8 protein-coding genes are annotated in these 13,875 nt (G+C 46.9%); all 8 read left to right on the plus strand.

Translation table 11 applies throughout. From position 1 onward, the window contains the following. Positions 1-180 precede the first annotated feature (180 nt). Positions 181-3,090, plus strand: coding sequence for a glycoside hydrolase family 2 TIM barrel-domain containing protein (locus M1P97_RS03635; RefSeq protein WP_249388395.1), 2,910 nt, complete (start codon positions 181-183; stop codon positions 3,088-3,090). 389 nt (positions 3,091-3,479) lie between these two features. Continuing rightward, a complete protein-coding gene (locus M1P97_RS03640; RefSeq protein WP_195372255.1) occupies positions 3,480-5,702 on the plus strand; it encodes an alpha-N-acetylglucosaminidase in 2,223 nt (740 codons plus the stop codon). Beyond that, entirely contained in the window at positions 5,683-8,370 is a 2,688-nt protein-coding gene (locus M1P97_RS03645; RefSeq protein ID WP_195372254.1) for a glycoside hydrolase domain-containing protein, read from the plus strand. The genes M1P97_RS03640 and M1P97_RS03645 overlap by 20 nt, the downstream gene beginning before the upstream one ends. Before the next feature lie 143 nt (positions 8,371-8,513). Beyond that, a complete protein-coding gene (locus tag M1P97_RS03650; protein ID WP_195372253.1) occupies positions 8,514-9,377 on the plus strand; it encodes an AraC family transcriptional regulator in 864 nt (287 codons plus the stop codon). A gap of 144 nt (positions 9,378-9,521) precedes the next feature. Next, positions 9,522-10,214 carry an RraA family protein gene (locus tag M1P97_RS03655; RefSeq protein ID WP_195372252.1) on the plus strand — a complete coding sequence of 231 codons (693 nt, stop codon included), beginning with the start codon at positions 9,522-9,524 and terminating at the stop codon, positions 10,212-10,214. Between the two features lie 16 nt (positions 10,215-10,230). Next, a complete protein-coding gene (locus tag M1P97_RS03660; RefSeq protein WP_195372251.1) occupies positions 10,231-11,400 on the plus strand; it encodes a mandelate racemase/muconate lactonizing enzyme family protein in 1,170 nt (389 codons plus the stop codon). A 4-nt stretch (positions 11,401-11,404) separates the two neighbouring features. Beyond that, positions 11,405-12,196, plus strand: coding sequence for an SDR family NAD(P)-dependent oxidoreductase (locus M1P97_RS03665; protein WP_195372250.1), 792 nt, complete (start codon positions 11,405-11,407; stop codon positions 12,194-12,196). 115 nt (positions 12,197-12,311) lie between these two features. Further along, positions 12,312-13,865 (plus strand): sodium/sugar symporter, encoded by a 1,554-nt coding sequence (locus tag M1P97_RS03670; RefSeq protein ID WP_195372249.1) that lies wholly within the window; start codon positions 12,312-12,314, stop codon positions 13,863-13,865. Positions 13,866-13,875 lie beyond the last annotated feature (10 nt).

The raw sequence follows: 13,875 nt of genomic DNA on the forward strand, positions 1-13,875 counted from the left end.
TAAGTTAAGAATGGCTCTTTTTCATTTATTATACCTGTAGTTCCGAATTTGATGCATTTATTGCAAATTAGTTCCGAATAAAAGTTTTATGTTTATACTATTATCAGGGCCGAAAAGAATAAATATCGTTAATTTGCAGATGTAAATTGTATTAATATCATTTAAACACAAAGTTCCTATATGAATGTAAGAAAACTTTTTTACTTACTGGTTTCGGCCATATGTCTGCAATCGGTTTGTGCAACAGATTTCGTTATTCCACGTCTTTCGCCTTTGCCTACAAGAGTAGAGAAGGAGAAGGTCTTGTTGGCGGGTGACTGGCAGTTCAACTCTTCTCCGGAAAAGAACTTTTGGGAGAAAGCGAAAGTGAATAACTGGAAGAATATCGAAGTTCCCGGCGAGTGGGTCATGCAAGGTTTTGAAGTAGAAAAAGGGAAAGCGGCCGGTTATTTCCGTACGTTTACAGTTCCTGCTTCCTGGGCCGGACAACGGATAAAACTACGTTGTAACGGGATATATAGTGATAGCCAGGTTTTTATAAATGGCAAAAAGGCCGGTTCTCATTTGGGAGGTTTTACTGCTTTCGAACTGGATGTGACAAATCTGGTGGAGACAGGTAAAGAAAATAGAATAGCGGTTTCAGTAATATCGGAGAGCCTTGCCGATTCAACATCGAGCGGGTCTCAGTATGCCGTTCATCCGTTGGGAGGTATTACACGCGATATCTATTTGTTTACATTACCGGAAGTGAATCTGGGTATGTTTCATGTTTCCACTTCATTTGATTCGACCTATACGGATGCGACTTTAAAGACAGAGGTAGAGATAATGAATGAATCTCCAGCTATGGCTAAAGGCTTGTCTCTTTCTTTTACTTTGAAGGATGCTAGTGGAAAAGATATTCCATTGAAACGAAATACAGTCCCTGTCGGTGCGATGACAGCCGGAAATACAGAAAAGGTGCAACTGTCATTTGATATTGCCGATCCCCATAAATGGGATTCCGAACATCCTTATCTGTATACTTTTACCTGCCGGTTAAAGGACGGAAAAGAGGTATTGCATGAAACTACCCGCCGTGTCGGTTTCCGCCAGGTGGAAGTGCGCGGTAACCAGATGTTTATTAACAACATGCCGGTAAAACTTCGCGGTGTATGCCATCATGAGGTTATGCCGTTGCGCGGGCGTTCTGTGAACGATGATATGTGGCGTAAGGATGTGGAGTTGTTCCGTCGCGGAAATGTGAATTATTTTCGTACTTCCCATTATCCGCCCGATGAGGCCTTGCTGGAAGCATGCGATGAACTGGGTATGCTGGTTGAAGTAGAAGCTCCTTTTTGTTGGGCACATAACACGAATGTGCCGGAGGAAATGCACGATGCCGTATTGGTTAATCAGCATGTCGAAATGGTAAACCTGAACCGTAGCCATCCTTCCGTCATTATGTGGTCAATGGGTAACGAATCATTGAAATATGATGGATATTTCAAAAAAGCATCGGGAATAGTCAAACAAATAGATCCGACCCGTCCCCGTATCTTCAGCCAATGGGGGCCGGATGCGGATAACGGTGAACTGGAAGTAACCAATCATCACTATCCGGGACCAACCGGGCCGGATAAATATCGCAACAGCAAACGTCCCGTCACCTTCGATGAGTTCTGCCACCTGAATGCTTACAACCGCCTGGAGCTGGCTGCCGATCCGGGACTGCGAACCATGTGGGGACCTTTATTGGATAAGATGTGGAACGATATGTATCATAGCCAGGGCGTTCTGGGAGGAGCTATCTGGGCAGGTATCGACGATACTTTCTTTTTGCCGGGCGAACGTGCCGTCGGTTACGGAACCTGGGGCCCGGTTGATGGCTGGCGTCGCGAAAAACCGGAGTACTGGAGCATGAAGAAGGCTTACAGTCCCGTAAAAATAGCGTTGAAAGGGAATATGACAGAAGACGGACTTGTTCGTTTCCATGTAGAGAACCGCCATAATTTCAGTAATCTGTCCGAATGTACGATTGAATGGAAAGCAGGAGGTAAAACCGGTAAGATTACAGCTGTTGTTGCTCCCCGTTCGGAAGGCGAACTGGAAGTGAAACTGCCGGAGTCTTTGCGTCAGGCAGAAACAATGGAGTTGACAGTAACCGGTGTACGTGGATTTGTTATCGATCGATATAACTTCCGCATCCTGCCGGAATGCGAACAGCCGATGCAACGTCTGACGGGAAAACTTTCCTGCCGGGAAAAAACGGACCGGATCGAGGTGGAATCTTTAGCCGGACATTTCACGATTGATAAACGTAACGGCTTGTTATCTGCTGATCGTAATGGAAAAGTCCTATTGCAACAGTCACCGTCATTAATGGTATTACCCCTGAACGGTGAAGGTGAAGGTATTCAGATGACAGGAAAAGACCAGAAGTTCACTCCGTTTAACCCGCTTTGTGAAAACTGGGTGGCACAGTCCGTCTCCTGCACATCGGGGGAAAAGGAGATCAGTGTCAGAGTAACCGGAGCATATAAGGAGGCTGAAGGTTCGTTTGAATATCGTTTCCATAATAACGGAGAAGTTGATTTCATTTACGATTTTACGATGCTCCGGGAAGTTTCACCGAGACAGACCGGATTGGTCTTTACTTTGCCGTCTTCCTTTACCCGCCTGGATTGGAAACGTAAAGGATATTGGAGTGTTTACCCCGAAGACCATATCGGTGCTTTGGAAGGAAAAGCGGAAGCCTTCAATGCTTCTTTGCCCTTGTCCGGTCTTGCCGGTCCTTCAAAATCGCCTTCGGTGTCATGGTCGCTCGATCAGACGGCAGCAGGTTCTAACCTCTTCCGTTCGACAAAAGAGAATGTCTACTCCGTAAACCTGAAGAATCAGGAAGGAGAAACACTTACGGTCATTTCCGACGGTTCACAGCATACCCGTTCATGGATAGACGGAGAGGCCATCCGTTTATTGGTAGCCGGCTACAATAATGCAGGCAAGGAAAACTTCCTGATTCCTCATGCTGAGAAAGAATACAGGCCTTTGCGGAAAGGGGACAAGGTAGAAGGTCAGATCCGGATTTCTTTTCATTCCGGAAGATAAAGACAGGAGCATTTTAAAGGTCAGGTCTTTTGAAATGTTAAGACAGGACTTTTGATGATAAAACAAGGGGCTTTTGAATTCAAAAGCCCCTTGTTTTTGTTTCTTTACAGATAGATATGAAATATCTAAATTCATTTTTTTTATGTCTTATATTAAAATGCCATGTTGTACGCTTGATTTAATGAGGAATCCAGCTCCCCGGCAGATAGGGTAACTTCATTTGTTGTTATTCGACGTTTGTTATTTTGCCGAGGCAAGGAAATTGTATGGTGGGGAGATACCCCTCCCGACAAACTGGTCGACCTTAACTAGGTAAGTTTATTTGTCTGAATTCATAGGGTAAACTGGCTTTATTTCGTCTAGTAAGAAATAATTTAAAGTTTTATACCATGAAAATTCTAAGTAAAGTATTCTTGCTTTTTTGTTTTTTATCTTTCATATCCTGTCAGAAAGATCCGCAGATACAGGCGGCTTACGACCTGATCGAACGTATCAGTCCTGGGTATGGTAAACAGTTTTGTCTGGAACTGATCGAGCCGGAGAACGGAAATGATGTCTATGAAGTGGCCGGAGAGAATGGCAAAGTGGTGTTGCGCGGTAACAATACCGTATCGTTGGCAACCGCCTATAACCAATACCTGAAATATCACTGTAAGGCCCATGTCTCCTGGTTCGGCGATCAGTTAAGTTTACCGGAGACATTGCCTGTTCCGACAGAGACAACACATCGGATTATTAATGGAAAGTATCGTGTCTATTTTAATTATTGTACGTTGAGCTATACCGGTGCCTGGTGGGATTGGCAGCGCTGGCAGCGGGAGATCGATTATATGGCTATGAACTCGATCAATACGCCTTTGTCGGTTGTCGGCCTGGAAGGCGTTTGGTATAATACACTGCTTCGTTTTGGTTTTACGGATGAGGAAGCACGTTCTTATCTGGTCGATCCTGCCCATTTTGCCTGGCAGTGGATGCCTAATATCGAGAGCTTTGGCGGACCGCTGCCAAAATCATGGATCGATTCGCATATTGCTTTGGGTAAACAAGTGGTAAATCGTCAGTTGGAATTGGGAATGACACCGGTGCAACAAGGTTTTTCCGGTGCTGTACCTCGTAAGATGATGGAGAAGTTTCCAGAGGCAAAAATACAAAAACAACCTGATTGGTACGGCTTTGAAGGTATCTGCCAGTTAGACCCACTCGACCCGCTGTTTACGGAACTGGGAAAAGCCTTTCTGGAAGAAGAACAGAAATTATATGGGACTTACGGGCTCTATGCGGCTGATCCTTTTCATGAAAGCCAACCGCCTGTGGATACTCCTGAATATCTGAATGCCGTAGGTTCTTCTATCCATCAATTGATGAAGGCTTTCGACCCGAATGCGCTGTGGGTGATGCAGGCCTGGAGCTTCCGTAAAGATATTGCTTCCGTCGTACCGAAACATGACCTGCTTGTATTGAGCCTGAACGGAGCGTTAGGGGGAGATGATCATTTCTGTGGCCATGATTTTGTAGCTGGTAACCTCCATAACTTCGGCGGACGTGTCAATCTTCACGGAGATCTGCCGCTGGTATCATCCAATCAGTTTATGAAAGCAAAGCAGGAAACGCCGAATGTGGTGGGATCCGGTTTGTTCATGGAGTCGATCGGACAGAATCCGGTGTTTTATGAATTGGCCTTTGAAATGCCGGTTCATCAAGATTCGGTGAAGCTGAAAGAATGGCTGGGTAAATATGCGGAACGTCGCTATGGAGCTTTTTCGGATGCTGCCTGCAAAGCTTGGGAATTATTATTGGCAGGCCCTTATTGCGCCGGGACGAACGGGGTCGAGTCCAGTTCGATCATCTGTGCCCGTCCTGCTGTGGATGTGAAAAAGTCGGGACCGAATGCAGGTTTTAATATTCCTTACGATCCGCAATCGTTGATAGAGGCCGAAGCCTGTCTATTGCAGGATGCGGAACAATTGAAAGGTTCCAAACCTTATCGTTTCGATATTGTAGATGTACAGCGTCAGGTCATGTCTAACCTGGGGCAGGAAATACATAAAAAAGCAGCCGAAGCATTCAGGAAAAAGGATAAAGAGGCGTTTGCATTACACTCCAGACGTTTCCTTGAGTTATTAAAAGATGTAGATATCTTGCTTCGTACGCGTACAGAGTTTAACTTTGACCAGTGGTTGACGGATGCCCGTGCTTGGGGAACAACTGATGAAGAACAAAATTTGTTTGAAAAGAATGCCTCTTCACTGGTGACTATCTGGGGGGGACAGGTCGATGTTCGTCAGTTCGATTATTCATGGCGCGAATGGACCGGTTTGATCGAGGGGTATTATCTGCAACGCTGGAAACAGTTCTATGATATGTTGCAGGGACATCTTGATAATGGAACGACTTATAGGGAGGAAGATGCAAAGATGGATTTAGGTCGCCAGGCTTTCCGTGCGAATGAGTTTTATGATTCGTTGGCTGACTGGGAATTGGCTTTCGTCAATCGTTCGGGTAAAGCCCGTACTCCGATAACGGAAGGAGACGAAGTCGTTATTGCCCGTCAGATGTTAGACAAATACAAACAATTAGCAAAAGAATACTACAATGTTGAGAAAACAAATTAAGTACCTGATGGTATATTCGCTTCTGACCCTGCCTTGTGTTATGCAGGCGCAGGATGATGTAACGAATGCTTTCGACGATTTGAAAAGACAGGGGACGGTAAACGAGCAAGACTCGGAAATGCGCCTTGTAGCCTCACCGGATGCAGTGAAGAAGTTGATACAGGAAAATCCGGTAGCCGGTTATTTTTGTTTTACGGAAGACCGGGAGCACGATATCCGTATGACGGATGCGATACCTTTGCGCTGGGTGGAGCGGACGGCCGATTCACGGACAAAATTCAGGGGTGATTGTCTTCCGGGCGAGTTCTATACCTGGCAGGTAGGAATCTTTGCTCCGTATAAGGACATGTCGAACCTGTCCGTCACCTTTTCTGACTGGAAGAATGAAAAAGGGAATAAGATACCGGCTTCCGCTTTCCGTTGCTTTAACCTGGGAGGAACCGATACGAACGGTAGGACTTTTAAAAAGACGGTAAATGTTCCTAAAGGAAATGTGCAGGCGTTATGGATCGGTTCCGATGTGCCTGTGACGGCAAGCGGTGTTTATAAAGGGACGGTTACAGTCAAAGCTGCCAATGCCAAACCGGTTGAGATCGCCTGCGAATTGACCGTGCAAGGTTCTCCCATTGCAAACCACGGAGATAATGAAGGTTGGCGTAAAACCCGCCTTCGCTGGCTGGATTCTTCCATCGGAAATGCCGATGAGCCCACGGCTCCGTATATTCCGGTTCAATTACGGAAGCAAACGATCTCTTGGCTGGGTGGGACGATGGAGTTGTCGAAAGAAGGGTTGCCTCAATCCCTTTCTACCCATTATGATCAGGGCAACCAATTGAACGACCAGAGCAATAACCCTGTTTTGGCCAGTGAAATGCGGTTCGTGATCGAAACGGAGAATGGCGAAGAAGTATTGAAGAGTGGTTCGCTGCGAATCACCGGACGGAATAATGCATTGGTAAATTGGACGGCCGGCCGTAAGAGCCGTCATTTCGAAGTACAGTGTTCCGGAAGCTTCGGCTTTGATGGGCTGGTCGATTATCGGATACAGGTAAAATCCCTGGGAGACGTAAAGGTGAAGGATATCCGTCTGGAAGTGCCTTACACAGCTTATGCCGCCAAATATATGATGGGCTTAGGCCATAAAGGCGGTTTGCGTCCGGATTCGGTGATCAACTGGCAATGGAACGTGGAGAAACATCAGGATAAGATCTGGATGGGAAATATAAATGCTGGTCTGAACTTCTGCTTTAAAGATGAAAACTATAACCGTCCTTTGGTAAATATTTATTATGGATTAGGTAAATTGAACCTGCCAGCTTCGTGGGGAAATGCGAATAAAGGCGGTATCGACATTCTGCCCGGCAAAGATGGTACAGTTCTGATGACAGCCTACAGCGGTGAACGCGATATGAAGAAAGGCGATGTCCTTCATTATAATTTCAATATGCTGGTTACTCCGGTGAAACCGCTTAACCTGCCGGAACTCGCCGAGAAGCGTTTCTTCCATTCCAACAGCGACGTGAGTGCCGGTTATATCCCTGCCGCTTTGGAAGCGGGAGCCAACATGATCAATGTACATCATAAGAAAGATATTTATCCGTTCATTAACTACCCGTATTATGATGAAGCCGTTCCGGATCTGAAGCGTTTTATCTCGGATGCACACAGTAAGGATTTGGATGTCCGGCTTTATTATACGACCCGTGAGTTGACGGTGAAGATACCTGAGTTATGGGCGTTGCGTAGCCTGGGCAGTGAAGTGATCCATGACGGTCCCGGAAAGGATGCCCGTACATTGATCCATCGCAATGGCCCTCACGAATGGTTGAACAAAAACCTGACGACTCATTTCATCCCGGCCTGGTATAACGCTTTTAAAGAAGGCAAATATGCTGGCGATATGGATATCTCGGTCATAACAACCCCTGATTCCCGTTGGAACAATTACTATCTGGCAGGCCTGGACTGGATGATAAAGAACCTGGGACTGGATGGTGTCTATATCGACGACAGTGCTTTGGATCATCAAACGCTGCAACGTGCCCGCCGTGTAATGGATGCCGACGGCAAACGCCGCCTGATCGATATCCATTCCTGGAATCACATGAACCAGTGGGCCGGCTATGCCAATTCGCTGCATCTTTATCTGGAGTTGCTGCCTTACGTAGACCGTACCTGGATCGGTGAAGGCTTCCCCGCAAATAATACATTGGATTTCTGGCTGGTGGAAATGTCCGGTATTCCTTTCGGATTGATGAGTGAAACGTTAGATGCCCGGAATGTGTTCCGTGGAATGATCTACGGTATGCTTCCCCGCCTGCCGTGGAGCGGGAATCCTGTTCCGCTCTGGCATCTTTGGGATGATTTCGGTATGAAGGATGCCGTGATGAGAGGCTATTGGGACGAACGTTGTCCGGTAAAAACGGATAATGCGAATATTCCGGCTACCGTTTACATCAACGGAGATAAAGCGCTTGTCGTACTGGCTAACTGGACTGATCTTCCCCAAACGGCAAAGATATCCCTGGACGAACAGTTACTGGGCTTCAAGCCGTCTTCCTATCTTTTGCCGGAAATCAGAAACACACAATGGGAAGGTAAGATGTCTTCCCTGACCCAGTGTGAGATTATGGGACGGGGCGGCATGATCATTTTACTGGAAAAATAAAAGAGTAAATGAGGTAATACCGTTTTGTATAAGTTAAAGGGCCGAATGATACCATTTCGGCCCTTCTTTTTTCTTGAAAGTGTAAAAATCGGCTCTCTCTTTTTCCATATCTTTGTTCCATACATGTAGAAAAAGAGAATACTATGAGTAATACAACAGAACAATCCCTCTGGGGACTCCTGGAAGGGATAACGGACAACCTGAAACATAAACGGCTGGCGGATGTATTTCGCTTTGTCTCTTTTCAGCCGTTTGAAACATTCGGACCACACCAGCATTTGCGTATCGAGATCAACTATGTGAAGAAGGGTAATTGTATTCTGCACCTCGAAAACGAAAGTATCAGCTTCAATGAGAACGAGATGATGATCGTCTGCTCGAATGTGGAGCATACCTTCGAAGCCGGTTCGGAAGGCACTACACTGATGCAATTGGAATTTCTGCCGGAAATATTCTCCCGTTTCAATCCGCATGCACAGGATGAGACAGGCGAGTTGACTCCCGTTACTATCTTCTCGGAGGAAAACCGCCTGATCAAGATCGTAAACAATGTTCGTATCATGCGGGCTGTTCAGCGTATCGTCAACGAGATGAATCTGAAAAATAAATACTATCAATATCTGGTGGTAATGTACTATGCGGAACTGCTTATTCTAATCTACCGCTATATGGATGAATCCTATCTGCCGATATGTACAAACGAATCGCTGAAAAAGGCAATTTCTTATATTCGTATGAATTATCAGTCGGAAGTGACGATCAGCGATGTGGCCGGGCAGACCGGAATAGGGGAGCGCTACTTGCGTAAACTGTTTGCTCAGTATCTCAATTTGTCTCCATTGGATTATCTGAATCAGATACGGATCAATAAGGCGATCGAATTGTTGCGTAATACAGAAATGTCGATCAAGGAGGTTTGTTTCACCTGCGGTTTTAAATCACCTCAGTATTTTTCGAGAGTTTTTAAACAGCAGATGGGAATTACTCCGAGGGAGGTTACGAAATAGTTTTCCGTTTTGTACACTTTTTCCCCTTAAAAGGTCCTACTTGCATACATTGAAGATCGGTTTTCCTATTCCCTTTTTGTATACTCCGGCTAACTTTGTGATCAGTAGAATGGAATATATGAATACTGATAAACTATAGTAAAAATGAAAGAATGGAAAGATGATAAAGCCCTGTTCTCTTTGATAAAAGAAGAGCTTTATACCGCAGTGATCGGTGACATTATGGATAAGATGGGATATACCCGTCAGTTTCTTCCCCCGCAGATACGTCCGCTTCGTGACGACATGCTGGTTGTCGGACGTGCAATGACAGTGCTGGAAGCAGATGTGTTGGAACATGGAAAAGAATGCGGGGAGAATCCTCTATTGAAACGTTCTTTCGGATTGATGCTCGAAGCGTTGGATGATCTGAAAGAAGATGAAGTCTATGTTTGTTCCGGTTCGTCTCCCTGTTACGCCTTGTGGGGCGAGTTGATGAGTGCCCGGGCTATGCAGTGCAAAGCAGCCGGTGCTGTGGTGAATGGTTATTCACGCGATACGAAAGGAATCCTGGCACTCGACTTCCCTTGCTTCTCTTACGGACCTTATGCACAAGACCAGGCACCGAGAGGAAAGGTGATAGATTATCGCGTGCCTATCGAAATGGATGGTGTGCGTATTAACGATGGCGATATGCTGATAGGAGATATAGACGGCGTATGCGTTGTTCCGCGCAGCATCGAAGAGGAAGTCTTTACCCGCGCATTGGAAAAAGCCCGTGGCGAACGGATGGTATTAAAGAAGATACAGGAAGGAATGAAGGCTCGCGATGCCTTCGATCAGTTTGGAATCATGTAATAAAATCAGATAGACAATGAAAATCACAGATGTTAAAGTATGGTTGGTACAAGGTATCAAATACAATTGGACGTTACTCAAAATATATACGGACGAAGGGTATACCGGAGTAGGTGAAGCTACAAACTGGCCGGGAAGCCCGATCGTTTTCGAAGCAGCCAAACATGTAGGGCAGCGCATCATCGGCCTTGATCCGATGAAGACGGATTTTATCTGGACGAAGCTCTATCGCGATCTTAACTGGATCGGTCCGTACGGTGCCAGCTTATGTGCTATCAGCGGTATCGACATGGCTTTGCTCGACCTGAAGGCAAAAGTGATGGGTGTCCCCTGCTATGAATTGTTGGGCGGTGCTTACCGGAAAGATATATTATTGTATGCGAACTACTGGTTTACCGGTGGCGGACATAATGCAAAAGATTATACTGAACAAGCATTACGGGTAAAAGAAGCCGGTTTTACCGGACTGAAGTTCGACCCGTTCGCACATACGAACTATTTCTACGGGGAAGACCTGGCTTCCAATCTGACTCTGACGGCAGAACAACAAGATCTGGCTTTCGACGTATCGAAGGCGGTACGTGATGCGGTGGGACCGGAGTTCGATATTATGATCGAGACGCATGCCATGCTGAATTACCGGGTGGCGGTGAAGATGGCCGAACGTCTGGCGAAGCTGGATATTACCTGGTATGAGGAACCTGCCGGACCGGAAAGTTCGCAGACCTTGCGTGCCATGCGTGAACGTATCCCTTCCGATGTCGCTATCTGCGTAGGTGAACGCCATTATACCCGCTTCGGTATCCGTTCTTTGTTGGAAAAACACGTGTGCGATGTCATCATGCCGGACATTACCCGTTGCGGCGGACCGTCTGAAATGAAGCGGATGGCAACGATGGCAGAGGCCTACAACGTCTTGATCGCTCCCCATAACCCGAACGGGCCTTTATCGACGCTTGCTTCTTCACATGTGTGTGCTGCAATTCCTAATTTCTTCCGTCAGGAATTTATGTTCAATGATGTTCCCTGGAGAGATACGGTGATCGATCATCCGATCGCTGAGATGGTGTACGACGGTCATCTGCACTTATCCGACCGTCCCGGTCTGGGAGTGGATCTCGTAGAAGAAGAGATGGAAAAACATCCGGGTATAACAACGAACGCTCCTGAAAACTTCTATATTTAAGCATATGAGTTTTACAATAGATTATAAAGATAAAGTAGTGCTTGTTACCGGCGTATCATCCGGTATCGGTCTGGGTACTGCCCGAGAGTTTGCCCGGGCAGGAGCTCATGTTGCCGGATGTGCTCGAAAAGCGGCGGAGGATCAATCGGCGGTCGCTTTCCGGGAGGCTGTCGAATCACAGGGAGTCCGGGCGCTGTATGTGCAGACCGATGTGACTTGTCCCGAACAATTGGAGCAACTGGTGGAGGAAACGATACGTACTTTCGGACGGTTGGATATTCTGGTTTCCAGTGCAGGAATGAATGTCTTTGAAGGGGCGGGAGGATGTACGGAAGAACGCTGGCAGTATAACCTTGATTTGAACCTGGCATCCCATTGGCGTTTATCGAAGTTATGCAAGCCCTACCTGGAGCAGAGTGGGGAAGGTGTTATCCTGCTGATGACCTCCAATCATGCTTTCGGAACGATTCCCGGATGCTTTCCGTATAGTGTGACAAAAACAGCGATCACCGGCCTGGTTCGTAACCTGGCGATCGAATGGGGACCGGCTATCCGTACGGTTGGTGTCGCTCCGGGCTTTATCGATACGGCAGGCAACGATACTTGGTTCGACTCTTTCCCGGATGCCCGGGAGGAACGGCAACGTACGATCAATCTGCATCCGGTCAAACGGATCGGGACAGTAGAGGAAGTGGGTGATCTCTGTGTCTATCTTGCATCGCCTATGGCACGTTTCATTAGTGGGACAACGATCCTGATGGACGGCGGCCGGTCGGCTCTGATGCAAGATGAATAGGGTTTTGCCATACTTGTGGCAGAACTCTGCCATGCCTTTGGCAGAGCTTTGCCACTGTAATGGCAGTGTTTTGCCAAAGGCATGGCAAAATAATTAGATAACGAATATTAATACCATGAACACAATAGATCTGATTGTTTTTATTGCTTACTGCGCCTTGATTCTTTTTGTCGGACTGTTTGTCTCACGAAAGAAAAAGGGAGAAGAACGGGATGCCGGCGATTATTTCCTTGCCGGACGCGGACTTGCCTGGTGGGCGATCGGTGCTTCGATCATCGCGTCAAACATCTCTGCCGAACAATTTGTCGGTATGTCCGGTTCCGGATATGCGATCGGGCTGGCAATGGCTACTTATGAATGGATTGCCGCATTGGGGTTGATCATCGTTGCCAAATACTTTATACCGATCTTTCTGGAGAAGAAGATATTCACGATGCCGCAGTTTCTGGAAGAACGTTTCGATAAACGGGTAAAAACGGTCATGGCTATCTTCTGGCTGGCTGTCTTTATCTTTATCAACCTGACTTCGATTCTCTATCTTGGAGCACTTACCATCGAAAAGGTGATGGGTGTCCCGCTGTTTTGGGGTGTGGTCGGGCTGGCTGCTTTTGCCGGCATATACTCTATCTACGGAGGTTTGAAGGCGGTAGCTTTGACTGATGTGGTCCAGGTTATCTTCCTCATTGGAGGCGGATTGATAACGACCTATATTGCTTTAGACTTGCTGGGAGCCGGTGAAGGAGTGTGGCAAGGCGTCACGAACCTGTATGCACAGGCTGGAGATAAGTTCCATCTGATCCTTGATAAGTCGCATCCGAGTTACAAAGACCTGCCCGGTATTTCTGTTATTATCGGGGGACTGTGGGTGGCAAACCTCTATTACTGGGGATGTAACCAATATATTATTCAACGTGCCCTGGCTGCCAAGTCGGTAGGAGAGGCGCAAAACGGGATGCTGTTCGCCGGATTTATCAAACTGCTGGTACCGTTGCTGGTAGTTATTCCCGGAATTGCAGCCTTTGCATTGAATGCTCCGCTGGAAAAGTCGGATGAGGCTTATCCCTGGCTGCTCAGCAACCTGCTTCCGGTAGGCGTGAAGGGTGTCGCTTTTGCGGCGCTGACGGCAGCGATTGTCAGTTCGCTGGCTTCGATGATGAACAGTATATCTACGATCTTTACGATGGACATTTATAAGTCTTTTTTCCGTAAGGAAGCCGGACAGCATGAGCTGGTGAAGACCGGAAGATGGGCTAGTTTCCTGTCGCTGCTGGTTGCCGTATTGATCGCTCCGATGTTGTCGGGACTGGATCAGGCTTTCCAGTATATTCAGGAATTTACAGGATTTATCAGTCCGGGTGCCTTGTCTATCTTCCTGGCCGGGTTCTTCTATAAACGAGCTACGGCAAACGGGGCGCTGGCGGCTGCTTTCGGATCGTTTGTATTCTCTACCTTGATGAAGTTTCTCTGTCCCGGTTTGCCGTGGATGGATCGTATGATGATCGTCTTCTTCCTCTGTTGTGGATTGATTGTCCTGCTGGGTAGTCGCAAGCCGATGGAGAATGTTTATACGACGCACCGGCCGGGGTTGTTCCATACGAGTCGCATGTTCAATATCATGTCACTGATCGTGATAGCTATATTGATAGCATTCTATTGGTTCTGGTGGTAATAATTAAAAC

Origin of the sequence: Parabacteroides leei (genome assembly GCF_023369805.1) — a bacterium.
Lineage (GTDB): Bacteria > Bacteroidota > Bacteroidia > Bacteroidales > Tannerellaceae > Parabacteroides > Parabacteroides leei.